At 64.9% G+C, this 24391-nt stretch carries 21 protein-coding genes; 6 read left to right on the plus strand and 15 right to left on the minus strand.

The window, feature by feature from the left end:
* Positions 1–42: 42 nt before the first annotated feature.
* Together NDO48_RS23660 and NDO48_RS23665 are read right to left on the minus strand one after the other, a co-directional pair.
* The gene (locus NDO48_RS23660; protein ID WP_267322464.1) at positions 43–999 is read right to left on the minus strand and encodes a PDR/VanB family oxidoreductase; all 957 of its coding nucleotides are present in this window, start codon (positions 997–999) and stop codon (positions 43–45) included.
* 168 nt (positions 1000–1167) lie between these two features.
* On the minus strand, positions 1168–2367 hold the full coding sequence (locus NDO48_RS23665) for an aromatic ring-hydroxylating oxygenase subunit alpha (protein WP_267322465.1): 1200 nt from the start codon (positions 2365–2367) through the stop codon (positions 1168–1170).
* Positions 2368–2470: 103 nt separating this feature from the next.
* Between NDO48_RS23665 and gcvA the strand changes: the two genes are divergently transcribed.
* Both gcvA and NDO48_RS23675 read left to right on the plus strand, forming a co-directional pair.
* Positions 2471–3355 carry a transcriptional regulator GcvA gene (gene gcvA / locus NDO48_RS23670; RefSeq protein WP_018430988.1) on the plus strand — a complete coding sequence of 295 codons (885 nt, stop codon included), beginning with the start codon at positions 2471–2473 and terminating at the stop codon, positions 3353–3355.
* A 134-nt stretch (positions 3356–3489) separates the two neighbouring features.
* On the plus strand, positions 3490–4554 hold the full coding sequence (locus NDO48_RS23675; protein WP_267322466.1) for a GlxA family transcriptional regulator: 1065 nt from the start codon (positions 3490–3492) through the stop codon (positions 4552–4554).
* 120 nt (positions 4555–4674) lie between these two features.
* Here NDO48_RS23675 and NDO48_RS23680 read toward each other — a convergent pair whose 3' ends face one another.
* From NDO48_RS23680 to NDO48_RS23695, 4 genes are all read right to left on the minus strand, one after another.
* Positions 4675–5202 (minus strand): sarcosine oxidase subunit gamma family protein, encoded by a 528-nt coding sequence (locus NDO48_RS23680; RefSeq protein WP_018430990.1) that lies wholly within the window; start codon positions 5200–5202, stop codon positions 4675–4677.
* On the minus strand, positions 5195–8071 hold the full coding sequence (locus tag NDO48_RS23685) for a sarcosine oxidase subunit alpha family protein (protein ID WP_267322467.1): 2877 nt from the start codon (positions 8069–8071) through the stop codon (positions 5195–5197). The genes NDO48_RS23680 and NDO48_RS23685 overlap by 8 nt, the downstream gene beginning before the upstream one ends.
* Positions 8071–8331, minus strand: coding sequence for a sarcosine oxidase subunit delta (locus tag NDO48_RS23690; RefSeq protein WP_018430992.1), 261 nt, complete (start codon positions 8329–8331; stop codon positions 8071–8073). The genes NDO48_RS23685 and NDO48_RS23690 overlap by 1 nt, the downstream gene beginning before the upstream one ends.
* A gap of 68 nt (positions 8332–8399) precedes the next feature.
* Positions 8400–9653, minus strand: coding sequence for a sarcosine oxidase subunit beta family protein (locus NDO48_RS23695; RefSeq protein ID WP_267322468.1), 1254 nt, complete (start codon positions 9651–9653; stop codon positions 8400–8402).
* Positions 9654–9999: 346 nt separating this feature from the next.
* On the opposite strand from NDO48_RS23695, the gene NDO48_RS23700 reads away from it, so the two are divergent.
* A complete protein-coding gene (locus NDO48_RS23700; protein ID WP_267322472.1) occupies positions 10000–12195 on the plus strand; it encodes an esterase-like activity of phytase family protein in 2196 nt (731 codons plus the stop codon).
* A gap of 66 nt (positions 12196–12261) precedes the next feature.
* Here NDO48_RS23700 and NDO48_RS23705 read toward each other — a convergent pair whose 3' ends face one another.
* Positions 12262–13281, minus strand: coding sequence for a sugar-binding domain-containing protein (locus NDO48_RS23705; RefSeq protein WP_018430995.1), 1020 nt, complete (start codon positions 13279–13281; stop codon positions 12262–12264).
* Between the two features lie 283 nt (positions 13282–13564).
* On the opposite strand from NDO48_RS23705, the gene NDO48_RS23710 reads away from it, so the two are divergent.
* Positions 13565–14347, plus strand: coding sequence for a hypothetical protein (locus NDO48_RS23710; RefSeq protein ID WP_026227811.1), 783 nt, complete (start codon positions 13565–13567; stop codon positions 14345–14347).
* A 43-nt stretch (positions 14348–14390) separates the two neighbouring features.
* Here the strand turns inward: NDO48_RS23710 and ptsP are convergent, their stop codons facing one another.
* The 5 genes from ptsP to NDO48_RS23735 form a co-directional block, all read right to left on the minus strand.
* Complete coding sequence (ptsP, locus tag NDO48_RS23715; protein ID WP_267322469.1) at positions 14391–16373, minus strand: phosphoenolpyruvate--protein phosphotransferase; 1983 nt, start codon at positions 16371–16373, stop codon at positions 14391–14393.
* Positions 16374–16420: 47 nt separating this feature from the next.
* Complete coding sequence (locus tag NDO48_RS23720) at positions 16421–16801, minus strand: PTS glucitol/sorbitol transporter subunit IIA (RefSeq protein WP_018430998.1); 381 nt, start codon at positions 16799–16801, stop codon at positions 16421–16423.
* A 113-nt stretch (positions 16802–16914) separates the two neighbouring features.
* Positions 16915–17922, minus strand: coding sequence for a PTS glucitol/sorbitol transporter subunit IIB (locus tag NDO48_RS23725; RefSeq protein ID WP_018430999.1), 1008 nt, complete (start codon positions 17920–17922; stop codon positions 16915–16917).
* Between the two features lie 16 nt (positions 17923–17938).
* Complete coding sequence (locus tag NDO48_RS23730; RefSeq protein WP_026227813.1) at positions 17939–18697, minus strand: PTS glucitol/sorbitol transporter subunit IIC; 759 nt, start codon at positions 18695–18697, stop codon at positions 17939–17941.
* A gap of 52 nt (positions 18698–18749) precedes the next feature.
* A complete protein-coding gene (locus tag NDO48_RS23735) occupies positions 18750–19184 on the minus strand; it encodes a transcriptional regulator GutM (protein WP_018431001.1) in 435 nt (144 codons plus the stop codon).
* Between the two features lie 194 nt (positions 19185–19378).
* Here NDO48_RS23735 and NDO48_RS23740 point away from each other — a divergent pair, with 194 nt between their 5' ends.
* Together NDO48_RS23740 and NDO48_RS23745 are read left to right on the plus strand one after the other, a co-directional pair.
* Positions 19379–20008 carry a hypothetical protein gene (locus tag NDO48_RS23740; RefSeq protein ID WP_018431002.1) on the plus strand — a complete coding sequence of 210 codons (630 nt, stop codon included), beginning with the start codon at positions 19379–19381 and terminating at the stop codon, positions 20006–20008.
* A 94-nt stretch (positions 20009–20102) separates the two neighbouring features.
* Complete coding sequence (locus NDO48_RS23745) at positions 20103–20771, plus strand: HAD family hydrolase (protein WP_018431003.1); 669 nt, start codon at positions 20103–20105, stop codon at positions 20769–20771.
* 121 nt (positions 20772–20892) lie between these two features.
* On the opposite strand, the gene NDO48_RS23750 is transcribed toward NDO48_RS23745, so the two are convergent.
* The 3 genes from NDO48_RS23750 to NDO48_RS23760 are packed head-to-tail and all read right to left on the minus strand — an operon-like array spanning position 20893 to position 24287.
* On the minus strand, positions 20893–22257 hold the full coding sequence (locus tag NDO48_RS23750) for an acetoin dehydrogenase dihydrolipoyllysine-residue acetyltransferase subunit (protein ID WP_018431004.1): 1365 nt from the start codon (positions 22255–22257) through the stop codon (positions 20893–20895).
* A 3-nt stretch (positions 22258–22260) separates the two neighbouring features.
* Positions 22261–23259, minus strand: a complete 999-nt coding sequence (locus tag NDO48_RS23755; RefSeq protein ID WP_018431005.1) for an alpha-ketoacid dehydrogenase subunit beta — start codon at positions 23257–23259, stop codon at positions 22261–22263.
* The gene (locus NDO48_RS23760; protein WP_018431006.1) at positions 23259–24287 is read right to left on the minus strand and encodes a thiamine pyrophosphate-dependent dehydrogenase E1 component subunit alpha; all 1029 of its coding nucleotides are present in this window, start codon (positions 24285–24287) and stop codon (positions 23259–23261) included. The genes NDO48_RS23755 and NDO48_RS23760 overlap by 1 nt, the downstream gene beginning before the upstream one ends.
* Positions 24288–24391 lie beyond the last annotated feature (104 nt).

Below are 24391 nucleotides of genomic sequence, written 5' to 3' on the forward strand. Positions count from 1 at the left end.
GGTATTGCTAAGTTTGATGTGGCAGGGCGTCTGCCGGCTTGTTCAGAGATCGAGGGTGAGGCACGCCGAGCGGGCGCGCGAGCAGCAGACGGTGAGGAACTCGCGGCGCTCGTCGTCGGTGAGCGCCTGGTCGCGGTGGTCGGGTTCGCCGGCGAGGTAGGGCACCATGCAGGAGCCGCAGATGCCCTGCCGGCAGCTGGTTGCGATGTCGTGGCCGGCTGCTTTCAGGGCTGCGAGCAGCGTCGTACCGGCAGGCACGTGGATGGTCTTGCCGGTCGAGGAGATGGTCACGTCGAACGGTGTATCGCCTTCGGTCTGCCTGGCTTCAGGTGTGAAACTCTCGACATGGATCTGCTCGCGCGGCCAGCTTTCGGTGGCGCGGTCGAATGCCCTGAGCAGGCCTGCCGGGCCGCAGGCATAGACATGCGTGCCCTCATCTGGATCGCCGACCAGCGCCGCCATGTCGGGTCGCCGCGCCGGGTCGTTGCCGTCGAGATGCAAAGCAGCGCGCCCCGCCGCGACCTCGGCCTGGATGAACTCGCGAAACGCCACTTCCTTCAGCGAACGGGCGCAGACATGGACGAAATAGCTCGCCTTGGCGCGCTTGAGATGATGGATCATCGCGATGATGGGCGTAATGCCGATGCCGCCGGCGATCAGCACATGTTGGCGAGCATTATCGGCGAGTGGGAACCCGTTGCGCGGCGGATCGGCGCGTACCACCACGCCGCGCGCGAAGGTTTTGGCGACCTCGAGCGAGCCTCCTTCGCCATTCTCCTCACGCTGGACGGCAACCCAATATTCGGCCGCGTTGGCCGGGTCGCTGCACAGCGAATAGCAGCGGGTCCGGCCGCTCGGCAGGCGGAAGTTCAGATGCGCGCCAGCGCTCCAGGCCGGCAGGCGTTCGCCATGGGGCGACACCAGCCGATAGGTCGACACGCGCGGCGTCAGCACCTCGATCTCGGCCACTTGCAGCAGGATTTCCGGCCTGGAGAGCATCTTTTTGTCCCTAAGGCGAAGTGTTGACGGCCCCCTTCCCCTTGTGGGGAGGGGTAAGGGGGGCTGCTGGAAGCAAGGTCTGTCGGGGATGGACACCTGAGGTGTCATCGCCAAAGGACTCCCCCACCCCCGATCCCTCCCCACAAAGGGAAGGGAGGTGGCTCGCGCCTACGCCGTCATCTGGCTCGCATACCACCTGACATAGCGGTCGACATTGGCTTCCTTGGTCGGCGAGTAAGGACCGGGTTCGAAGCCGGGGGAGGTGATGCCGATCCATTGGCGGCGGCAGATCTCCCAGTCTTCCGACATCACCTCATGGTGGAAGGCGGCGATCTTTTCGGGGTCGTAGTCGCGACCCTCGACCGCATTCTCGTCGACCAGCCAGTAGCCGCGCACGATGGTCTTGGTCGGCGACACCGGCGTGATCCGCACGGTGTGGGCGTAGTCGGAATTGGCGTGGCACCAGAAGTTGATGTTGGTGTTGGCGCGCGCCGTGCCCATGTCGGGGTCTGTGAAGCCGGCCATCAGCACGTCGCATACCAGCTGGCCGTCAGGGCTTTCAGTGACCATGCCCTTGCGCACCGGGGTGCGGTTGGCGCGGAACCATTCTGACGTGTTGTTGGACGAGGTGTTGACGCGGTCGATGTCGAGCCCGGCCTTCTCCCAGCGGATGCGGCAATCGCCCAGCCGCTCTGATATCTCGTCCTTGAGATCAGGATTGTCGTTCTCGGTGTCGTACTGCACCGAGACATAGCCGTGGTGATTGGCCTCGCAGTGGTAGCATTCGCGGTTGTTCTCGACGACGATCTTCCAGTTCACGTCGAGTTCGTAGTCGCGGATCAGTGCGATCTTGGCTTTGGTCATGCCCTGGGATTTCAGGATCGGTGACAGATGGTCACGCAACTCGTGGAACGGGGAGGGGGTCTCAGACAGGTTGACGAAGATCAGCCCATCGAATTCCTCGGCATGCGCCGACTTGAGCCCGTGAGCCGATTTGTCGAAATCCTCGCCCATCATCGGCGCGCCGATCAGCTTGCCGTCATGGGCATAGGACCAGGAGTGGTAGGGGCAGACCAGCCGCGCCGCCTTGCCTTTCTCCTTGGTGCAGACGATCGAGCCGCGATGGCGGCAGACATTGTGGTGGGCATGCACCTTGCCCTCTCGGTCGCGCACCACGACAACGGGTGCGCCGCCGACATCGAGCGTCATGTAGTCGCCGGCCTTGGGCAGCTCGACCGAGTGGCCGGCGAAGAACCAGCTGTTGCGGAAAATGCGCGCCTGCTCCTCGGCGAAAATCTCGGGATCGGTATAGAAAGCGCGCGGCAGGCCGTAGCCGGGGCGATAGCCCTGGAGCCAGTGGACGTTCATTGCAGTGCCTCCCAGATGCTGAACTCAGCGGATTGGAACCGTTCTTGCCTGGCCGAGCAAACGCGATTACCTTGGGGGAAGCGCAAGAAAAACTAATGGTGCCATGGCCTCTGCCCGACCACCCCTTAACTGGCTCCGGGCCTTCGAGGCAGCCGCACGGCTGGGCAGCTTTGCCGCCGCCGGTGCAGAACTGAACGTCACGCCCTCTGCCATCTCCCAGCACATCAGGGCGCTCGAACTCAGGCTCGGCAAGGAGCTGTTTGACCGCCACGCCAATGGGGTCAGGCTCACCGATCGCGGCCGGCGTTATGCCGAGGACCTTGGCCGCGCCTTCGCCCTGATCGACGAGGCGACATCAAGGATTGCCGGGCGCGGCACGCGCGAGATGCTGGTCGTGCATGTGCCGACATCCTTTGCCAGCCAATGGATCGCGCCGCGGCTCGACCTGTTCCGCGCCCAGCATCCGACCATCGACCTCAGGCTCACCGCACTCGACCACGGCGAGGGCAAAGTCGATGCGGCGATCGAGTTCGGCTGGGGCAACTGGCCGAAGCGCGAGGCGACGCTGCTGTTGCGCGACGAGACCTTCCCCGTCTGTGCGCCCGGATATGCCGAGACGCTGAGCTCGCCCGAAGAGCTGAGGGCGCGCGACCTGCTGCATGTTCCCGGCTACGACGAGGACTGGGACACTTGGCTGGCCCATGTCGGCGTCATCGGCATCGACACGTCGGCCGGCTCGTTCTTCGACCAGTCGATCATGGGCATCCGCGCCGCGATCGAAGGCAAGGGCGTGCTGCTTGGTCGTTCGGCATTGGTCGAACGCGAGCTCGCCAGCGGCCTTCTGGTGGCGCCGTTCGAGCAGCGGCTGCAGGGGGCTGGCTCCTATTGGTTCCTGGCCACGCCGCAGAAGGCGAGGACGCCGAAAGTGACGGCTTTCCGTGACTGGCTGTTGAGCATGACCGCACCTGCCGCGACCGTTGGGGGCTGAGCGCGGACTGGCTCAGGCGACCACTGTCGCAAATTGCCATGTTGCATTTTGTGTTGTTTTGCGCCAATTTGTGGTCAGCTGCTTTTGCCGTGGTGTCGAACTCCCGCCATCGCCGCAGGCATCGGGAGAGCCACATGAACGCACCGAGTAAGCATACGGTCTTCAACGTCGGGACCCGTTGGCCCGGCGCTGAAACGACACAGCGTCAGGCTCAACGGCAGCAAGTGACGCAGGCGCCGGCCGAATTCTCGATATTGCTGCTGCAGGGGTTTTCCCAGCTCTGCCTCTCGTCGCTGGTCGAGCCGCTACGGCTCGCCAATGCACTGGCCGGCACGGAACTTTTCAGCTGGAAGCTCGTCAGTCTCGACGGCCATTCGGTGGCAAGCACCAGCGGCATATCGGTCGAGGTATCAGGCAGCTTCGCCGAGGCGGTGAAGGCCTTGCCGTTCGAACCAAAGGCGGCGGTCGCCATCTGCGCCGGTGAAGGTGTGGAACATCACGGTTCGCATGAATTGCGGGCCAGCCTGCGCCGCATCGTCAGGGCGCAGCTGCCGGTCTATGCACTGGGCACCGCGACCTGGCTGCTGGCCGACGCCGGCCTGCTGGGCGAGGCCCGCTGCACGATCCACTGGGGCAAGATGGCGGCCTTGTCCGAGACATTCTACGACTTGGCAATCGACGACGCGCTGTTCGTGCGCGACGGCCAGATCATCACCTGCGCCGGTGAGCTGGCAGCCTTCGACCTCGCCATCGACATCGTGCAGGAGCGCTGCGGCACCGAACTGGCGCGCAGCATCTGCCAGCACGTCACCGCCGACCGTTGGCGTGACGGCGCGGCGTGCCAGTCGGTACCGCCCGGCCTGCGCTACGGCAGCACCGGTAAGAAGCTGTTGCGCATCATCCAGCTGATGGAGAAGCACCTCGAGGAGCCACTGTCGCTCGAAGATATCTCTGTGCGAGTGTCGCTGTCACGCCGCCAGATCGAGCGCCTGTTCGAGCGTCATCTCGCCACGACCCCGTGGCAGCATTATCTCGGCCTGCGGCTGGCCAAGGCGCGCCAGCTGATCGAGCTGACAGCGATGCCGATCATGGACATAGCGGTTGCGTGCGGCTTCGTCTCGTCGTCGCATTTCTCCAAAAGTTTCCGCGACCACTACAAGGTACTGCCGAGCAAGCTACGGGCAGCAGCGGCGGCATGAAAGCTGGTTCCATAAGATAGATTATGCGACATTTCCACCGGCACTTGGCCTGCCGCGCCGGGGGTGGTGTCGGGCGACAGGCATGTTCCGTGCCCGGAGTTTCTAGTCGACCAAGTGTGTCTACGCGGCGATGTTGGTTGCTGCTGTCTGCATCCAGGTCCACAGATAGGTCGCAAGCGCCCGGTCGACGTGGATGCGAAGCTTGCCGCCGTGGCGATAGACCACAGCATTTGCGCCGGCAAAAGACAGCGCCGCCGAAGCGCTCGGCGCAGCGGGGTCGAGCGTGGTCGCTCGCGCCACCAGTTCCATCTGGGCTGAACCTTCCACTTCGAACAGGTGGTGGCCGGCATTGACTGGCGTCACTGCGAAGCCATCGGCATGCCAACCAGCTTCGATGCCGGATGTTGCTGCAGAGACAACCAGCAGCCGGTTGCGTGCCACCTGCACCGCATAGGCGTCGCCCCTGGCTTCGCCCAGCGCGCCGATGCCCTTTGCGGGCAGCCCCGATACCGTGCTCCAGGCCTCGAGATTACCGCTCACAAGGTACTGGTTCAGGCCGATGACCGCCCTGGCTTTCAAGCCCGGCGCCTCGATCGTCGCCTCTGCCCAATCCGGAACCACAGTCCATTTCTCGGCGAGATTACGCATTGAGCCGGTCTCCTGAAAGGTCGAAGGCGCAAGGGGCCGCGATGGTGGCGCGCCTGAGCACGCCCAGATGCTGGAGTTCGATGACCTCGCCGTGGCGGGCCGAACCGTCCTCGATCAGCGCGAGTGCGATTGCGTGTCCGAGCGTCGGGCTGAAGTAGCTCGACGTCACGAAGCCCTGGCTCCTGACCTTGCCGCCTTCGCGGACGATGCCATGTGCGCCGGTCGGCAAGGGCTGCTCGCCTTCGGCCACGGCAAGCCCGACCAGTTGCTGGCGCCGGCCTTGCGTCGCCACTTCGGTGAACAGCGACCGCCGTCCGACAAATTCGTTTCGGCGCTTCTGCCGCGGCCCGTCGACGCCAAGGTCGTGTGGCATGGTGGTACCGTCGGTGTCCTTGCCGATGACGATGTAGCCCTTCTCGGCGCGCAGGATCATCAGGGCCTCAAGGCCGATGGTCACCGCGTCGAGCGGCTTGCCGGCCTGCTGCATCCGCGTCCAAAGCGCTTCGGATCGATCAGCACGGATCGAAATCTCGTAGCTGCGGTCGCCGGTGAAGCTGACGCGTGCCACGCGCACGATCTCGCCTTCGAACCGTCCCTCGGCGATCGCCATATGCGGGAGCGCCGCATCATCGAGATCCACGCCAAGGTCGAGTGCGGCGACCAGCGTTTTCGCCTGTGGACCCGAAGCGGTCAGCGTCGCCCAGTCCGAGGTGGCGTTGTGGACGTAAACTGCGTCGCGGCCGAAACGGTCCTGCCGCCATTCTTCCAGCCGGGCATGGACAGAGGCGACATGCGATGACGAGCAGGACACGATGAAGCGGTGCTCGTCAAGCCGCACCAGGATACCATCGTCGAACACGACGCCGTTCTCCGACAGCATGAAGCCATAGCGGCAGCGCCCCGGCTTCAGCGTCGACATGGTGTTGTAGTAGATGAAGTCGACGAATTCGGCCGCCTGTGGGCCGATCACTTCGATCTTGCCCAGCGTCGAACCGTCGAAAAGTGCGACGGACTTGCGGGCGCGCAGCGCCTCGTCCTGGATCGCCTGCCCGGCGTCGACGCCTTTTGCGCCGTAGTGCGCCGGCCGCAGCCAACCGCCATATTCCTGGAACGTAGCGCCCATCGAGCGATGGATGTTTTCCAGCGGCAACCGGCGGACGGGCGACATCAGTTCGCCCCCTGTAAGACCGGCGAAGCTCGCCAGTGGCACCGGCGTGAAAGGCGGCCGATAGGTCGTGGTGCCGACCTCCGGTACGCTGCGACCGGTGATGCCGGCCATTAGCGCAAGGCCCGCGAGGTTCGAGGTCTTGCCCTGGTCGGTCGCCATGCCCAGCGTGGTGTAGCGCTTGAGATGCTCGACCGAGATGAAGTTCTCCCGCGCCGCGAGCTCAACGTCCTTGGCGGTGACATCGTTCTGGTAGTCGATCCAGATGCGCCCCTTCTGGCCCGGCATCGGCCAGGCCGGCTGGATGCCGCCGGTCGCTTCGTGGCCGGTGCTTCGAGGTGCAGCCTGATCGGCACCGACAGCCTTCGCCGCGCTTTCGAAGACCTCCGACAGCGAAACCGCGCCGGCCAACGCACCTGCAACCGCAATGCCGTCGACGGGATCGCCTGGCAGGAAGGCGGCGCGGGCTTCATGCCAGGCGAGTTTGCCCCTCGCCTGGCAGAACAGGTGGACCGACGGCGTCCAGCCACCTGAGATCGCAACGCAGTCGGCGACAAGCATCGTGCCGTCGTCGAGCAGCACACCCTCGACCCGCATGCGGCCGCGCGCGGCAACCACGCTGCGTCCCGAAAGCAGCTTCACGCCGGCGGGCGCCGCCGGCTGGCCGTCCTTGCGAATGTCGACGAGAGTGATCTCCGCGTCTGCGGCAGCCAGTGCTGCTGCCACCTCATAGGCGCTGTCGTTGTTGGTGGCGACGACGATGCGACGACCGGTGAGCACGGCATGGCGGCGCAGGTAGGACAAAGCAGCGTCCGCCGACATGATACCGGGAAGGTCGTTGTTGGCGAAAGGAAGCGGCCGCTCGATGGCGCCGGTGGCGAGCACGATACGGCGCGGCCTGACCCGCCACAGCGTGTCGGGCCGGCTATCGAAATGGCGCTGGTTGAGGCTGACGAGATGATGGTCGTAGATGCCGAAGGCCGTGGTCGAGCCCAGCACGAGATGACCGCCGGCCCTGAGTTCGGCCACTGTCGCAGCACTCCATTCTGCGGCGGGCTTCCCGTCGATCTCACTGTTGCGATGCTGCAGCGAGCCGCCCGGGTTGATCTGGTCGTCGACCAGTATCACCTTTTTGCCTGCCTGCGCGGCGTGCCTCGCAGCAGCGAGACCCGCCGGCCCTGCACCAACCACCAGCACATCGCAATGCCGGTTGATCTGATCGGCGGCGCCCGGCGTCGTCCAGTCGGCGTCGACGGCGCCCAAGCCGGCCATGGCGCGGATGCGCGGCTCGAACAAGTGCCAGTCCGGCCACATGAAGGTCTTGTAGTAGAAGGCAGCCGGAATGAAGCGCGAGAAGCGGTCGATGAAGGCGTTGCGGTCACTGGCTGCATCGGGCGTGGCGTTGACGCTTCTGGCAGCCAGTCCTTCGCGCGCAGGCTCGGTCGTGGCGCGGGTATTGGGTGTCGCCAGCACGCTGCCGGAGACGTCGACCAGTGCATTCGGCTCCTCGACGCCGGCGCCCCAGATACCGCGCGGACGATGATATTTGAAGCTGCGGCCGACGACCGCCACGTCGGCGGCGAGCAACGCCGAGGCGATGGTGTCGCCCTCGAAGCCCTGCACGGTCCGCCCGTCGAAGCTGAAGCTGATCGGACGCGACCGGTCGATGGCGCTGCCGCCCGAAGAAAGACGCGACGTGACCATCAGGCGTGCTCCCCACCAAGCGAGGTCGAGCCTGACACGGTGTGGCTGACGCTGTCTCGCTCCATGACGAAGAACTCGCCGCAATTCATGTGGACCCAGACCTCGCGCGCCGCACCTTTCGGATTGTTGCGCATGTAGAGATAGCCGGCCCAGCGCTCCGCCGGCACGTCGCCGTCGGGTCTGAGGTTGCCGGCCTCGCCGCCGAAGTGAAACTCGGTCTCGTCGCGTGGACCGCAGAAAGGACAATTGAAGAGCTGCATGTGTCGGGTCCTCGAGCAATTCCAGCGAAAAACGTGAAGCGCTTGTCCGCCCGGAAATCGCGTCAAAACTAATGTGCGATGCCGGAGCCGGCGGCTTCGTCGAGCAGGCGCCCGGTGACGAAGCGGTCGAGATCGAATGGCCGGCTGATGTCGTGATGCCGGCCGGTGGCCAGCAGATGCGCCAGAAGCGTGCCGCCGGCCGGAATGGCCTTGAAGCCACCGGTTCCCCAGCCGCAGTTGAGGAACAGGCCGGGCAGCGGCGACTCGCCGATGATGGGCGAGGAATCAGGCACCACGTCGACGATGCCCGCCCATTGCCGCATCAGCTTGAGCTGGCCAAAAGCCGGGAACATTTCGAGCAGCCCGGCGATCACCCCTTCGAGCGTCGGCAAATTGCCGCGCTGGCCGTAGGACGGGATGCGGTCGAGCGCCCCGCCGATCACCATCTCGCCCTTGTCCGACTGGCTGACATAGACGCCAGGCCCGGGCGACAGCACCACCGTGTCGAGGATCGGCTTAACCGGCTCGGACACACAGGCCTGCAGCGCATAGGAGTTGATCGGCAGGCGGAAGCCGGCCTTGGCCGAAAGCACCGAGGAATGGCCTGCCACCGCCATGCCGATACGCTCGGCGCGCATGGTGCCGCGCGTGGTCTGCACCCCGCGGCAGCGTCCGCCCTCGACGATGAAGTCGGTGACCTCGCAGTTCTGGATGATGTCGACGCCAAGCCGGCTTGCCCCGCGTGCGTAGCCCCAGGCCACCGCATCGTGGCGCGCCGTGCCTGCCCTGCCTTGCCAGACGCCGCCGAAGACGGGAAAGCGCGCATCGGGCTCGAAATTGTAGATCGGCGCGACGCGCCTGACATCCTCCGGCATGTAGAGTTCGGCGTCGGTGCCGTTGATCTGCATGGCGTTGACGGTACGTGCCGCGATCTCCAGCTCGTTCATGCTGTGGCATAGCGTGACCATGCCGCGCTGCGACAGCATGACGTTGTAGTTCAGCTCCTTGGACAGGCCCTCGTAGAGCTTGTGCGCCAGCCCGTAGAGCGCCACGCTCTCAGGGTAATAATAGTTGGAGCGCACCACGGTCGTGTTGCGGCCGGTATTGCCACCGCCGATCCAGCCCTTTTCAAGCACAGCGACATTGGTGATGCCATGCGTGCGGGCCAGATAATAAGCCGTAGCCAGGCCGTGTCCGCCGCCGCCGATGATGATGGCGTCGTAACTCGCCTTCGGCTGCGGCGACCTCCAGGCCGGCACCCAGCCCTTCTGGCCTGCCAGGCCTTCCTTGAACAGCGAAAAAGCGGAATATCGGCTGGTCATTCGTTCATGTTTCCCGGTGTGGGCCGTACCCTAGGCTCGCCCGGCCAGTGCGAGGCTTGCGCCCCACTCAACCAGGTCGTGGGTAAGTGCGGCCGAGGCAAGCGAGCTTGCGCGCGATTTCCGGACCTCCCCGATCAGCCCGCGAAACTAGTCGCAGTGTACACCAATGTCTAGATGAGAAAACTCTGTGTTGGAACGCCTGGTGGCAGAATGTCGGCACCGTCGGGCCGCGACGTCCACAGCTGTCACGAAACCATCATCCAGCTGTCATCGCGCTGAAATCTCGCTGCCGCAAACGGGATGCGCAATTCCGTTCAGGCAAAGAGGTTTCACCATGTCAGGCAACATGTCCCGCAAGCTCCTGCTCTTGACCACCGCGCTCGGTGTGTCGGCAGCGCTCCCCGCCAACGCCGCCGAAGTCTTCAACCGCATCGCCACCTTCCCCGTGGCCCAGAATCTGCCCGTCGATGTCGATCAGGCGACGGCCACGTCGTCGGAAATCATTGCGGCCTCCGAGGACGGCATGACGCTGGTCTATTCCGACAGCCCGCTGGGTGCGGTCGGCTTCGTCGACATCACCGATCCCAAGGCGCCGAAGGCTGCCGGCATCGTCAAGATCGAAGGCGAGCCGACCTCGGTGGTCATCGCCGGCGCCAAGGTTCTTGCCGGCGTCAACACGTCGAAGAGCAAGCAGGAGCCGTCTGGCAACCTGACGGTCATCGACCTCGCCTCCAAGAAGATCGACGCCAGCTGCGATCTTGGCGGCCAGCCCGATTCGGTTGCGCTCAGCAAGGACGGCAAGTTCCTCGCCATCGCCATCGAGAACGAGCGCGACGAAGAGCTGAACGACGGCGAGCTGCCGCAGCTTCCCGCAGGCTTCCTCAAGATCGTCTCGCTGAAGGACGGCGCGCCTGACTGCGCCACGATCAAGATCGTCGACATGACCGGCATCGCCAAGATCGCGCCCGAGGATCCGGAGCCGGAATTCGTGTCCTTCAACGACAAGGGCGAGATCGCGGTTACGCTGCAGGAAAATAACCACGTCGCCATCGTCGATGCCGTGACCGGCAAGATCGTGTCGCATTTTTCGGCCGGCGAAGTGACGCTCGAGAAGGTCGACACCAAGAAGGACGGTGCGCTGAACTTCTCCGGCAAGATCGAAAACAGCCCGCGCGAGCCCGATGCCGTGAAGTGGCTTGACGACGACCGCCTCGTCGTCGCCAACGAAGGCGATTACAAGGGCGGCGCCCGCGGCTTCACCATCTTCTCCAGGACGGGCGATGTGCTGTTCGAGTCCGGTCCGTCCTTCGAATACCAGGCAGCAGCGGCCGGCCACTATCCCGAGCACCGCAACAAGAAGGGCATCGAGCCGGAAGGCCTCGAGGTCGCGACCTTCGGTTCCGACAAGCTGATCTTCGTCGCCGCCGAGCGCGCTTCGCTCGTCGGCGTCTACAAGGACACAGGCAAGGAGCCGGAATTCCAGCAGCTGCTGCCCTCGGGCGTCGGCCCGGAAGGCCTTGTGGCGATCCCTGAGCGCAACCTGCTCGTCACAGCCAACGAGACCGATCTTGGCAAGGACGGCCTCGTCCGCTCGCATGTCATGGTCTATGAGCGCGCCGAAGGCACTGCCGCCTATCCGCACATCGTCTCGTCCTTCAAGGATGACGGTACGCCGATCGGCTGGGGCGCGCTTTCGGGCCTCGCCGCCGATCCGAAGGAGGCCGGCAAGCTCTACGCCGTGTCCGACTCGGTCTATCGTTCGCAGCCGTCGATCTACACCATCGACGCCACCAGGACCCCTGCCCTGATCACGGCCAAGACCGTCGTCACCCGTGATGGCGCGCCGGCTCAGAAGCTCGACCTCGAAGGCATCGTCTCCGACGGCAAGGACGGCTTCTGGCTGGCCTCGGAAGGCCGTAGCGACAAGTTGGTGCCGCATGCCGTCTACAAGGTCGACGCCAAGGGCGAGATCAAGGAAGAGGTGGCGTTCCCGGCTGAACTGCTCGCCGGCGAGACCCGCTTCGGCCTCGAAGGCATCACGTCAATCGGCGAAGGCGACGACCTGACGCTGGTCATGGCCGTGCAGCGCGAATGGGGCGACGATCCCAAGGGGCAGGTCAAGCTGCTCGCCTACAAGCCCAAGGCCAAGGAGTGGTCGGCGGTGCGCTATCCGCTCGAAACCGCCGAGAAGGGCTGGGTCGGCCTGTCGGAAATCACCGCCCATGACGGCAAGCTCTTCATCATCGAGCGCGACAACCTGATCGGCCAGGAAGCCAAGAACAAGCGCGTCTACTCGGTGGCGCTCGAAGGCTTCAAACCGGTCAAGCTGGGCGGCGAGCTGCCGGTGGTCGAAAAGACGCTGGTGCGCGACCTCGTACCCGACCTCAAGGCCGCGACCAACGGCTATGTCGTCGACAAGGTCGAAGGTTTTGCCATCGACAAGGCGGGCGATGCCTATGTCGTCACGGACAATGACGGCGTCGAGGATTCCTCGGGCGAAACGCTGTTCCTGCGCCTCGGCAACATCGCTGCCATCAACTGAGGCGCGACAGGCATGAAATGGAAAGGCCGCGGTGGCGACACGGCGGCCTTTTCCGTTGATATCTGGTCAGGTGTCCTGTGCGGCGATCATGCGTCGGGCACTGTGCTCGTCGGTGATCAGAACCGTCGGCTTCACCAGCTTCATGGCGCCGAGCAGCGCGTCGATCTTATCGGTACCACCAGAGGTCAGGATGCGCAGCGGGGCCCGGCGGATGCGGTCGACATCGACGGACATGCCGAGCTCGTTGATCGGATGGTCGACCAGATTGCCGTCGCGGTCGAAGAAGTGGAACAAAAGGTCGCCCACAGCGCCCTTGGCCATAAGCTTCTCGCGCTCTGCCTCGGTCAGGAAGCCGCCGCGATAGAATGTCGAGGCCGACGCGATGTCGCCGACGCTGACCAGCACGGCATCGAGCGAATCGGCCAGCGCAAAAATTTCTGATAAGCCGCAGCGCTCGATCAGCGCACGCTTGGTCTCGATGCTGTCGACGACCGCAGGCGCCGGAATGAGATAGCCGTCGCCCTGGAAGGCCTGGGCGAAGCGCCAGGCGAACTCGGCCGGGTTGGTGCGGCGTGCGACGCCGACGCCGCCAAGCAGCGAGATGACGCGGAAATCGGCAAGCGGCTTGGCGCTGATATAGGGCAGCGTGCCGGTCAGCGTGCGACCCCAGCCAACGCCCACCGACATGCCCGACTTCATCGCCTCTGACAGATAGTCGCCTGTGGCGGCACCGATCGCCGGGATCGGGTCGGCGCCCTCGGCCGAAAGCGGGGCAACGATGGCGCGCTGCACGCCGAATATGCTTTCGAGCTCGCGCTCCTGCCTGACGATGTCGGACAGATCGCCCTCGATGGCGATCTTGACTTCGTTGCGGGCGCGGGCCTCCGCCAGCATCCGGACCACGGTGACACGGCCGACGCCGAGCACCTCGGCGATGTCGTTCTGGGTCATCTGCTCGATGAAATACATCCAGGCGGCGCGCACGCGCAGCCGGTCGGCGCGGCTGTCGGTCGGCGCGTTCTCGGCCTCGTTAGCCGTCGCAATGCCACGCGTCTTGCCGCTCGAACCTTTGACGCCTTTGTTCACGCCGTTTCCCCCGCTTTGGTTTGCATCACTTTTCAAGGAACGGTGCCAAGGTCAAGCGCCGAGCAGCCGACAACAGTTTGCAGTCCGAACCAAACAATGCTGCAATGCCAACAGCCGCCGCCGAAACGGGGAGTCGGTCGCCAGATGGCGAGAGGCCTTGGCCCAAAGTGCTAGACCTGTCGCCTGACATATTGGAACCGATTTCCGGGCGGTGCGTAGAGTGAAAGTGTAGGAGCGTCTGTGGTGCGTCCTGATGGGTGCTCGGCGCTCCCAGGAGCATGCCATGCTGAGAAGCCTCTCCGAAGAGGTTGTCGTCAATATCAAGGACCGCCTGCGTGACATCAGGCATGTCGTGCGCGCCAGCCGCCACGACAATCCCGGGGGGCCGCGCCGTCCGCCTGGGACCGAGCCGTTTTCGCCACCGGCCGAGATCGAGCGGCTGTTGGGTCGTGCCGCAAGCGTGGTCGACGATACTTTGACGATGGCGGAGACCGTTTCGCTGTCGCTGCTGCCGATTGTGCGGCCCGACGATGGCGCGCGGCTGCATGGCTTCGATACCTATTTCGCCACCGGCAGCTCGGCTGCGGTCGAGGGCGAGCGCCTGTTCCGCAGGGATCTTTATGCCGCGCTGAAGGCCTGGTCGCGCCAGCGGAGCGAAGCGGCCCCCCTGCTCCACGAGGCCGGTTTCTCGCAGGCCCATCTCGACATCCGCCGCCGCTATGGCGAGCTGCTGGCAGGGATGCGCGCGGCAACTCCTGATGGCAAGCTGGAGGCGGTTGCCGCGGTTGCCGCAGCTGTTCTGGTCGAATTGCTGCTGAGCCAGTCGTTGTCGGCCGGCGCCGAAGCCAACGAGGCTTATCCGACGCTGTTGCCGCTGGCGCCCGTGGCGCTCGCGGCCGGTATCGCAACGCTGTCGCCCTCGGGATTGAGCGACGCCGATCTGCTGGAGGCCGCCGGTCTGGTGGTCGAGGCTCGTCGCGACCGCATCGTGCGTGCGCTCGATGGCGACGATCCGGTTTCCGACCTCACCGACATCTTCCGGGTGCTGCTGGCGCATTTGCCATAGGGCGCTGCCTATTCCGCAGGATAGATCAGCCCAGAGAAACGGCTTATGCCCCCAGCTCGGCGATCCTCTTCTTCGCCCGATGGATCGAGGCCGGGCTCATCGACAGCTCGGTCAGGCCCATGCGCAGGAATTCGGGGATGAGATCCGGCCGCCCGGCTGCCTCGCCGCACATGCCGACCATGATGCCAGCCGCCACTCCTGCCCGTGCCGTCATCTCGATCGCCGACATGACAGCGACATTGGTGACGTCATTGAGCTTGGCGACAGTCGGGTTCAGCCGGTCGGCAGCCATGATGTACTGGGTGAGGTCGTTGGTGCCGATGGAGAAGAAGGCGACTTCCTTCGCGAGCGCTGGCGCGATCAGCACCGCCGCGGGCGTCTCGATCATCACGCCGAGCTGGAACTCGCCGAAGGCGACCTTCTCGGCGGCCAGTTCGGCCTTGCAGGTTTCGATCAGCGCGCGGGCGGCGCGCACTTCGCCGACGTCGGCGACCATCGGCAACATCACCTTGACATTGCCATGGACGGCAGCGCGCAGGAGAGCCCTGAGCTGCGGCTTGAAGATGTCTGGCCGGTCGAGACACATGCGGATGCCGCGCCAGCCGAGGAACGGGTTCTCCTCGTCGGGAAATTCGATTCCCGAGATCGGCTTGTCGCCGCCGATGTCGAGCGTGCGCACGATGACGGGATGGGGTGCAAACGCCTTGGCCAGTGCTGCATAGGTCTCGGCCTGCATGTCTTCCGACGGCAGGTGCATGTGCCGCATGAACAATAGTTCGGTGCGGAACAGGCCGACACCCATCGCGCCGGCCTCGCGGGCTGCGTCGATCTCTTCGAGCGAGCCGATATTGGCGGCCACTTCGATGACCGTCCCGTCGGCGCGGCGCGGGGTGGTGTCGCGAAACGCCTTCAGCGCCTCGCGCTCACGGGCGGCTTCATCGATGCGGGCGCGGAAGCCGGTGAGAACAGAGCCCTCGGGGTTGGCGACGACATGACCACGGTGGCCGTCGAGTGCGATCTCGCGCGCCTTGCCGAGTTCGTGGACCTGCGGGCCCATGCCGAGCACGGCTGGGATGCCATGGGCGCGGGCGATGATGGCGATGTGGGAGGTAGCGCCGCCATGGCCGCAGACGATGCCGCCGATGCGCTTGAGCGGCGCGCGCGCCAGGTCCCAGGCGCCGATGTCCTCGGCGATCAGGATGGCGCCCTCGGGGATGTCGTCGAGGCTGGCATCTGCCTGGCCGAGCAGCGCCAGGCAGATCTGGCGGCCCACCGACTGCACGTCATCGGCGCGGGCGTTCAGATAGGGGTCGTTGACCTGGCCGAACTGGGCAGCGATCCGAGTGGCGGCGCCGATAACTGCTGTCACCGCATCGCTGCCGGTGTTGATGGCTGTGACCACCTCGTCGCGCAACTCGTCGTCGGCGGCGATGTCACGCAGGGCGGCGATGATGCCGCGGTCGTTGGCCGAAAGAGCATCGGAGGCGAGGGAAGCGTTCATGCGCGCCTGAACGACCTCGACCGCGTCGGTGAAGCGGACGAGTTCTGCTTCCATCTCGCCGACCGAAAGCTTGCGGCGCTCTGGCTTGATCTCGGGCGGGAAGTGGGCGAAAGCGGCGCCGACAGCATAACCTTCGCTGGCAGCTACACCCTTCAGCGCGCCCGAAATCTCTTCCTCTACAGCCGCCGGCTTGGCCGGCTCGATCTTGAGCGTCACGCCCACGGCGGCCGCGGCATCAGGCTCGGCCGGGGCCTGTTCTTCGGCAAGACCGGCAAGCGGGTTTTCGAGATAGCCGATCAGCGCTTCCACGGCCTCGATCTCGTCGGCGCCCCTGGTGCGGATCGTCACCTCGTCGTTTTCCTTGACGGCGAGCAGCATCAGCTTGACCGCACTCTTGGCGCTGGCCGACTTGCCGTCCTTGACGATCTCGACCTCGCTTTCGAAGCTCTTGGCGAGCTTGACGAAACGGGTGGCGGGGCGGGCGTGCAGCCCTTCATGCACTCTGACGATCGTCGAGCGTTCCATGTCCGGTCTCTTGTTCGTGTTCACTATAGCCGCGTCGGGCGCGGCGATCAGCGGCCGATTGTGATGGCGGCGCCGGTTTTCAGCGCGGCGACGAGGACCTCGCCTTCGATAACGGAGGCGCAGATTTCGCCCGGCCGTTCGGCAGCGTTGGCGCCGTTGAAATTGATGACCACGTGGCCGATCTCGCGCACCTTGTTCCAGGCGCTGTCGCCCATGGCGGTGATGGTGCCTTGCAACTCGCCGATGGCGATGGTTTCGCCGACTGTTGGCGCCGCGTCGCTGGGGCCGACCTCGGTCTTGTGCAGCACCGATACCTCCGCCAGTTCCGGCGGGGCGCCGTCGGCGAACAGGATCAGCACGCCGCCTTCGGCCAGCTCTGCCACCTCCGGTCCGATTGCCGTGATGTGCGTCTTGAGATGAACCGACATGATCGAAGCCTTTTTTCTGGGCCCGGGCCGAAATGCTGTCCGGGCGGTATTCGTTTCGCCGGCTTGGCCGGACGGTGAGGCGCCCGGCGGCACAGGTGCCGCCGGGCAATGTCTTAGAAGACGATCAGGCTGACCACCCAGGCGATGAGCACCGAAACCGGGCCCATGATCTGGCGGCTGATCAGAACGGCGGGAACGCCGATCTCGATGGTCTTGGGCTTGGCCTCACCGAGCGCCAGGCCGACGGGCACGAAGTCGCAACCCACCTGGGTGTTGTAGGCAAACAGAGCCGGCAGAGCCATTGCCGGCGAAATCGTGCCGTTGGCGATCTGCGGTCCGATGATCGCCACGCCGATGACCTGGGCGATGACCGCGCCCGGTCCCAGGATGGGCGACAGGAACGGCAGGCCGCAGATGGCGGAAATGATCAGCAGGCCGACGATGTTGTTTGCCAATGGCCCCATCGGCTGGGCAAGCACGTCGCCGATGCCGGTGTAGAGGATCAGGCCGATCAGCATCGTCACGAACGCCATGAACGGCAGCACGTTGCGGACGACCTGGTCGATGGTGCGGCGGCCGGCATTGAAGAAGATGCCGACGACGCGACCCATGACACGGCCGATGCTGGCGACGAAGTTGATGAACCCGCCGTCATTGGTCGGCACGGGAGCTGCCTTTGCCGCCGTCGCGAACGATGCGTTGTTGGCGTTGGAGGCCGAGCCTGCCGATGTCACTGCTTCCGAGCCGTCAGCCATGGTGATGTCGCTTTCCTTGACGCCCGACACATAGATGTCCTCGGTGATGAACTGGGCGAGCGGACCCGCCTGCCCTACCGGGGTTAGGTTGACGGTGGGAATGCGCTTGCGCGGATAGACCCCGCAGCGCGCAGTGCCACCGCAATCGACGACGACGACCGCCATCTCGCCTTCGACCGGCGGCGACTTGAAGCCGTCTACGGCTTCCGCGCCGGTCATCTCGGCGATGCGGGCTGCGACCGGGTGGATGCCGCCGCCGGTGACGGAGACGATCTTGTTGCGCTGATCCGTCGGCTGGACGACCAGGGGACCGCCCCAGCCGCTCTTGCCGCGGGAGATTTTGACTGCCTTGTAAGACTTGGCCATGTGCTCCTCCCCGCCCTTACAGCTCGACGCCCTGACGGCGTGCCATGATGGCGGTGATGCGCTCGGTCAGCATGCCCTTGAGCAGGATGACGACGAGGCCGACGATGGCGTACCAGATGGCGACCTGGATGTGGTAGCCGCCGGGAACAACGCCCTTCTTCTCGAGCTCGAGCAGAGCGACGAGAATGCCGCCCCAGACGAAGTATTCGCCCGGGTTGATGTGCGGGAACAGGCCGAGCGGCGGATGCACGTAGGACACGGCCGCGTCGTAGAAGGCGGGCTTGTGCTTTTCTTCCAGGAACGAGCCGAAGGTGTAGGCCATCGGGTTGGTCAGGAAGAACACCGAGATCAGCGGCAAAACCGTGTAGCGGGTCAGCGCAATACGGCCAGCACCTCGGGCGATGCCGTGCACCCTCTCCTCGCCGACCAGCTCGGTCAGCGCGTAGAAGGCGGTCATCAGCACGACGAGCGTCGGGATGATGCCGGTGACGAAGCCGGCGAAAACCTCGCCGCCCTTCTGGAAGATGCCGATGAAGTATTTGCCGATGCTGGTGAGCCAGCCCAGCTGCTCCTCCTTGGCGACGGTGTTGAGCTTTTCCTTGAACTGCTCAACGGTGATGTCGCTGCTTGCCTGTGCGAGCACGACCATGTCGTGGGTCGCGCCCTTGACGGCCAGCTTACCGTGAATTGCAGCATCCGTGGCCATGGAACCCGCCACATGCAGGTTCTGGACGGCCATGTCGGCATGCTGAGCCAACATAGATAGGACTGACATTTCTCCTCCTTAGATTCCTCACCCCAACGAGATTGCCCCGCAGGCAGCGTCCCTACTGGCTTGCAGGCTTGAGTCCGGCCAGGCCGGGCCCTTTCGGCTCGAGCCGTGCACGGTCGATCTGCTCGACCGCCTTCTTCACGGCTTCCGCCACACCGGTTTCCCCCTCTCCCAGAACAGCGGGATTGGACCGGAGCTGATCGAGGGTCATCCCCTCAAGGTTTTCATGACGATGGAACTTGGCGAAGACCGAACGCCCGGTCATGGTCAAGAGCCGCTGGACCGTCAGGTCGGGTGTCACCACCACGAGCGCGATCGTGCCCTTGCCCAGGCGGCCGCGGCAATTGCCGGCGCCGACATAGCCGTCCTGGTACTTCGCGGTGATGCCTTTGAAGACGTCGGAATAGTGCCGCATCTGCAGCCAGACGCCGAGCGATTGCAGCGCCCAGACAACGCCCAGCAGCAGCAATCCCCATTGCCAGATTGCCATTAGGCCCTTCCTCCCGAAGTCCTCCAAGAGCGGCCGGATACCCGGTCGCTCACATATGGATCAAAGAACATTTGTCTTTACGAATGTCAATATGTATAACTTGAGGCGAGCCGATACGGTGCCTCCATCCACAGCGGCATTTGGCATTTTGCCCGCCGGTGGTATCGTCCGGAGCCGGCAGGAGCGTTGCGACCATGGACCTTCTCTTCAAGAACGAGCTGGCACTTGTGCCCGACCTCGGACACAGGCTGAGGCAGCTGCGCTGGTTCCGCGCCACCTTCCGCAACAGTGCCCGCGCCGTCACCGCCCGCTACGGCATCCATTTCGACATAGACGAGAAGAAGCTGACGCGCATCTTTCTCGATTGGGTCGAGATCGTGAATGCCCAGAAATCCTACGCCAGGCTCGACCGCGCCGACTTCATCGTCTTCGCCGCGGGCCTGGCGCTGAAGGAACTGATCCGCCAGGCGCCGGTCAGCGCGGCCGGCATGCCGGTGGTCGCAGGCACCGAAGACGCGCCCGAGATCGTGCGCTTCTGGCCCGAGGGCTTTGTCTACACAAACTACTGCGTCTGTGCGATCGCGGCCGTGTTCGAGCAGGAGTTCGGCGCCACCCCTGCCCTCGATGCCTGCGCCGACGACCTCAGAACCTGGTGGTCCTACAAGGAGAACACGACCGAGATGCCGAGCTATGCGGTGGCCTATCTCGACCGTTTCCTCGGCGCCGAACCCAACTGGCTCGCACCCGATCTGCCGGAAGAGCGCAGCGCCATGCAGCGCGCGCTCCAAGCCACGCCGCAACGCGTCGCGATCGGCCAGGACTAGACCTTCAACCATCGCGACCGCGCTGCGGCCCGGCCGCGGCAAGCCGCATTTCGACCAACGACGGCGCTGCGCCAGATATTTTCCGGAGACCGACTTGCCCAACGATAAGCTGGTGATTTTCGATTGCGACGGCGTGTTGGTCGACAGCGAGCCGCTGGCGGCTCTTGCCTATGTGCGTGCCTATGCCAGGAACGGTCTCACGATCGAGGCCGAAGTGATCTCGCATTGCGTCGGCATGAAGCAGGCCGACATCATCGCCAAGATCCACCAACTCACCGGCCAGCTTTTGCCCGAACACGCCAACGGCGACATCTGGGGCGAGACCAAGGCGCTGTTTACCGAACAGCTGGCCTCGACGCTCGACATTGCCGCCTTCTTGTCCAAGCTCGAGGCCGCCCGCTGCGTCGCTTCATCGTCGTCGGTCGAGCGCATCAACCACAGCCTCGAGGTGACAGGCCTGGCGCACTATTTCGGCGCGGCGATCTTCAGTTCGTCGATGGTCAAGAACGGCAAGCCCGCGCCCGACATTTTTCTCTACGCAGCCGAAAAGATGGGCTTTGCACCTGAGCGTTCCGTAGTCATCGAGGATTCCCGCTATGGCGTGCAGGGCGCGGTCGCGGCCGGCATGACGGCGATTGGCTACATCGGCGGCGGCCATACCCATGACGGCCACGGCCCTGAGCTTTTGGCGGCTGGTGCTGCGGTGGTGTGCGGCAGCTGGGACGAGGTCGCGGCAGAGCTTCGGAAGCGTGGGTTTATCTGAGGCAGATTGGCTTGAGGGTAATCGGGTAGCGGTTGCGCCACCCCTCATCTGCCTGCCGGCACCCTCTCCCGCAAAGGGACGGGGAGAGGGTAAGGGTGAGGGGGCAATTGAGAGGTGAGCCCTACGCCCGCACCATTTCCAGCAAGATCTTCAGCACCTGCTCCCGACGCTCGACCTGCGGCATGTGGCCGGTGGCGGCAAAGACATGCAGCGCAATTTCGCCGGGAAGTCCCTGCGACTGGCTCGCCGGGATGATCCTGTCGTTTGCGCCGACGATGACACGCACCGGAATGCGCAAGGCTGCCAGCACGGCCCTGATGTCGAAGGTCTGGGTGCCGTCGGCGAAGAAGCGGTCCGATATCTCGGCCTGCGTTGCGCGCAGTTCCCTGTCTGCCGCCTGCGCCAGCGTGGCGTTGACGAACGGCTTGGACAACACCTGCTCGTCGGCCACCAGCTGACGAAGCCAGGGCATCAAGCTCGCTTCACTCTTGGCGCGTACGAAACCCTGCAGGAAGGCGCCGTTGATCTCGGGGCCGAGGCCAGCCGGTGCGATGAGTGCCAAGGCACGCACATCGGCATGGCCGCGTTCCGCAACGGTTGCGGCCACAGCACCTCCGAAGGAGTGGCCGACCAGCAGCAGCGGGCCGACATCGAGCGCTGCCAGTGTCGCCTCGACATCCGATGCAATGGCGTCGAGATCCGACGGCGTGAGGCGCGGCGAGCCGCCATGTCCGGGCAGGTCGATTGCCAGCAGCGGCGCGTCGACAGGACCTGCGGCCAGCATCGGCCGCCAGCTGTTGAGGTCTGCGCCGAAGCCGTGGAGCAGGACGATCGGACGCCCTTCGCCTTGTCGCAGCCAGGCAAAGTTCAGCGGGGCCGCGCTGGCGGGCCGCCGTGGCGCCGACAGCGGCTGGGAGGATGCCGCCGGCCTTGAAACGATTGGGTCGGGCTGCGCCGGGGCTTTCGCCTCCAGCCTTGGCGTCGCCATGGCACTTTCCACATCCTTGCGCATGACGCGGCCCCTGGGGCCGGACCCTGCGATGGCGTCGAGTGCAAGTCCAGCCTCCGCCGCGAGGCGGCGAGCAAGCGGCGTGGCGCGCGTACCGTTCAGCGCTGCGGTGGCTGTCACTGGCGCGGGCTCTGAGGGCGCAACCGGGACAGCAGCAACCGGAGCGGGCGCAATAGTAGTGACTTCCGGTGCCAGCTTACCCTCGAGAGCCGTGTCCTGAGCCGGCTTGGCAGCTTCGCCTTCGGCATAGATCCAGGCGACGGCTTCGCCGACTGGGATGTCGATGCCTTCCTTGCCTGTTATGTCGCGGATGGTACCCGAGGCGGGGGCGTCGATTTCCATCGCCGCCTTGTCGGTCTCGATCTCGAACAGCAGGTCGCCTTTCTTGACTGCAGCGCCTTCGTCGACATACCAGCGCGAGATGCGCCCTGTCGCCATGTCCATGTCGACCTTGGGCAGGATTACTTCGACCGGCATGGCCTAACGGCTCCCAGTGGCGAGGCTACGCGCGGCGGCGAGGATGTCGGGCACCTGCGGCACGGTCGCCTTTTCCAGTTCCGGATTGTAAGGGATCGGCGTCTCGGCGCCGCCGAGGCGCACGATCGGCGCGTCGAGGAAATCGAAGGCCTCGCTCTCGGCGATCATGGCGCTGACCTCGGCGCCGACGCCGAGGGTCTTCACGCCTTCATAGACGCAGAGCAGGCGCGACGTCTTCTTGACGCTCGCAATGACGGTGTCCTTGTCCATCGGCCGGACGGTGCGCAGGTCGACGACCTCGACGTCGATGCCCTCGGCCTCGAGCGTCTTTGCCGCTTCGAGCGCCTTGTGCACCATGATGGAGGTGGCGACGATGGTCAGGTCGCGCCCCTCACGACGGATATCGGCTTTGCCGATCGGCACGGTGTAATAGCCCTCGGGCACCGGGCCTTTGGTCTTGTAGAGCAGCTTGTGCTCGAAGATCATCACCGGGTCGGGATCGGCGACGGCGGCGAGCAGCATGCCCTTGGCGTCGTGCGGCGTCGCCGGCTGGATGACTTTCAGGCCCGGCACATGCCCGAGCCAAGCTTCGAGGCTCTGGCTGTGCTGGGCAGCGGCACCCGTGCCGGAACCCGCCGGAAAGCGCATCACCACGGGCACCGACACCGCGCCGCCGAGCATGTAGCGCATCTTGGCGGCCTGGTTGACGATCTGCTCCATGGCGAGCGTGGCGAAGTCGGAGAACTGGAATTCGAAGATTGGACGCAGTCCGGTCACCGCCGCACCCACGGCAACGCCGGCGCCACCAAGTTCCGAGATCGGCGTGTCGATGACGCGGTCGGCGCCGAAACGCTCGACCAGGTCGCCGGTCACCTGGAAGGCGCCGCCATAGACGCCGATGTCCTCGCCCATGAGGAAGACACGCTCGTCGGTCTCGAGCGCAATCGCCATGGCTTCCTGGATCGCCTGGGCATAGCTCAGCTCGCGCACAGCCTGATCCATCACACAGTCTCCGTGTAGACGTAGCGTTCGAGATTGCGGATCTCGGGCGACGGGCTCGCCTTGGCGAACTCGATGCCGTCGGCAATCTCCTTGGCCACCGCCTCGCGGATCGCCTCGATGCCGGCCTGGTCGATGATGCCGAATTCCATCAGTTCATTCTCGTAGCGGACGATCGGATCGCGGTTGGTCATCCAGTCCTCGATCTCTTCCTTGGTCCGGTAGCGGTTGCGATCGCTCTTGGAGTGGCCGCGGTAGCGATAGGTCTTGGACTCGATCAGCGTCGGCCCCTCCCCTGCCCGGGCGCGGCGTACAGCCTCGTGGCTGGCCTCGGCGACTTCGGACAGAACGTTGCCGTCGACGATCACACCCGGCATCGAATAGGCGGCGGCTCGGTCGGCGACATTGGGCACCGCCGTCGAGCGGGCCATCGAGGTCGACATGCCGTAACCGTTGTTCTCGCAGACGAAGATGACCGGCAGCTTCCACAGCGAGGCCATGTTGAGCGCCTCGTGGAAGGCGCCCTCATTGTTGGCGCCGTCGCCGAAGAAGGAGATGACGACGCGGTCGGATTTCAGGCGCTTGGCGGTCAGTGCCGCACCCACGGCGATCGGAATGCCGCCGCCGACGATGCCGTTGGCGCCGAGATTACCGGTGGAGACGTCGGCAATGTGCATCGAACCGCCGCGGCCGCGGCAATAACCCGTGGTCTTGCCGAAGAACTCGGCGAACATCTTCGACACTTCCGCACCCTTGGCGATGCAGTGGCCGTGGCCGCGATGGGTCGAGGTGATCTGGTCGTCATTGGTGAGCGGCATGCAGATGCCCATGGCGCTCGCCTCCTGGCCGATGGACAGGTGCATGGTGCCGTGGATCAGGCCGCGCATGTAGGACTCTTCCGCGCCCTCTTCGAACTGGCGGATAAGGTACATCTTGTGCAGTGCCTGCTTCAGGCGCTCGGCACTGTATTCGCGGTAGATGAAGGGCAGGTTCGCGCCTGCCGGCAGGTCCTTGGTCTTAGCCTGGGCCACGATTACGCCTCCGCTCCATAGACCAGTTTGTCCTGCCGTGCCCTGAGCTCGGCGATCTTCGAGTTTGGCGCAACCGCGGCATTGGCCGTGGTGATCAGCTCACC

This window comes from Aminobacter sp. MET-1 (assembly GCF_026521175.1).
Classification (GTDB): Bacteria; Pseudomonadota; Alphaproteobacteria; order Rhizobiales; family Rhizobiaceae; genus Aminobacter.

Excerpts from the sequence above, each read along its gene's own strand:
- gcvA (WP_018430988.1), top strand. The coding sequence starts at position 2,471 with ATGGCCTCTGCCCGACCACCCCTTAACTGGCTCCGGGCCTTCGAGGCA.
- NDO48_RS23690 (WP_018430992.1), bottom strand. The coding sequence starts at position 8,331 with ATGCAGCTCTTCAATTGTCCTTTCTGCGGTCCACGCGACGAGACCGAG.
- NDO48_RS23725 (WP_018430999.1), bottom strand. The coding sequence starts at position 17,922 with ATGGCCAAGTCTTACAAGGCAGTCAAAATCTCCCGCGGCAAGAGCGGC.
- NDO48_RS23720 (WP_018430998.1), bottom strand. The coding sequence starts at position 16,801 with ATGTCGGTTCATCTCAAGACGCACATCACGGCAATCGGACCGGAGGTG.
- NDO48_RS23750 (WP_018431004.1), bottom strand. The coding sequence starts at position 22,257 with ATGCCGGTCGAAGTAATCCTGCCCAAGGTCGACATGGACATGGCGACA.
- NDO48_RS23735 (WP_018431001.1), bottom strand. The coding sequence starts at position 19,184 with ATGGCAATCTGGCAATGGGGATTGCTGCTGCTGGGCGTTGTCTGGGCG.
- NDO48_RS23675 (WP_267322466.1), top strand. The coding sequence starts at position 3,490 with ATGAACGCACCGAGTAAGCATACGGTCTTCAACGTCGGGACCCGTTGG.
- NDO48_RS23700 (WP_267322472.1), top strand. The coding sequence starts at position 10,000 with ATGTCCCGCAAGCTCCTGCTCTTGACCACCGCGCTCGGTGTGTCGGCA.
- NDO48_RS23755 (WP_018431005.1), bottom strand. The coding sequence starts at position 23,259 with ATGGATCAGGCTGTGCGCGAGCTGAGCTATGCCCAGGCGATCCAGGAA.
- NDO48_RS23665 (WP_267322465.1), bottom strand. The coding sequence starts at position 2,367 with ATGAACGTCCACTGGCTCCAGGGCTATCGCCCCGGCTACGGCCTGCCG.
- NDO48_RS23710 (WP_026227811.1), top strand. The coding sequence starts at position 13,565 with ATGCTGAGAAGCCTCTCCGAAGAGGTTGTCGTCAATATCAAGGACCGC.
- NDO48_RS23730 (WP_026227813.1), bottom strand. The coding sequence starts at position 18,697 with ATGTCAGTCCTATCTATGTTGGCTCAGCATGCCGACATGGCCGTCCAG.
- NDO48_RS23695 (WP_267322468.1), bottom strand. The coding sequence starts at position 9,653 with ATGACCAGCCGATATTCCGCTTTTTCGCTGTTCAAGGAAGGCCTGGCA.
- NDO48_RS23740 (WP_018431002.1), top strand. The coding sequence starts at position 19,379 with ATGGACCTTCTCTTCAAGAACGAGCTGGCACTTGTGCCCGACCTCGGA.
- NDO48_RS23680 (WP_018430990.1), bottom strand. The coding sequence starts at position 5,202 with ATGCGTAATCTCGCCGAGAAATGGACTGTGGTTCCGGATTGGGCAGAG.
- NDO48_RS23685 (WP_267322467.1), bottom strand. The coding sequence starts at position 8,071 with ATGGTCACGTCGCGTCTTTCTTCGGGCGGCAGCGCCATCGACCGGTCG.
- ptsP (WP_267322469.1), bottom strand. The coding sequence starts at position 16,373 with ATGGAACGCTCGACGATCGTCAGAGTGCATGAAGGGCTGCACGCCCGC.
- NDO48_RS23660 (WP_267322464.1), bottom strand. The coding sequence starts at position 999 with ATGCTCTCCAGGCCGGAAATCCTGCTGCAAGTGGCCGAGATCGAGGTG.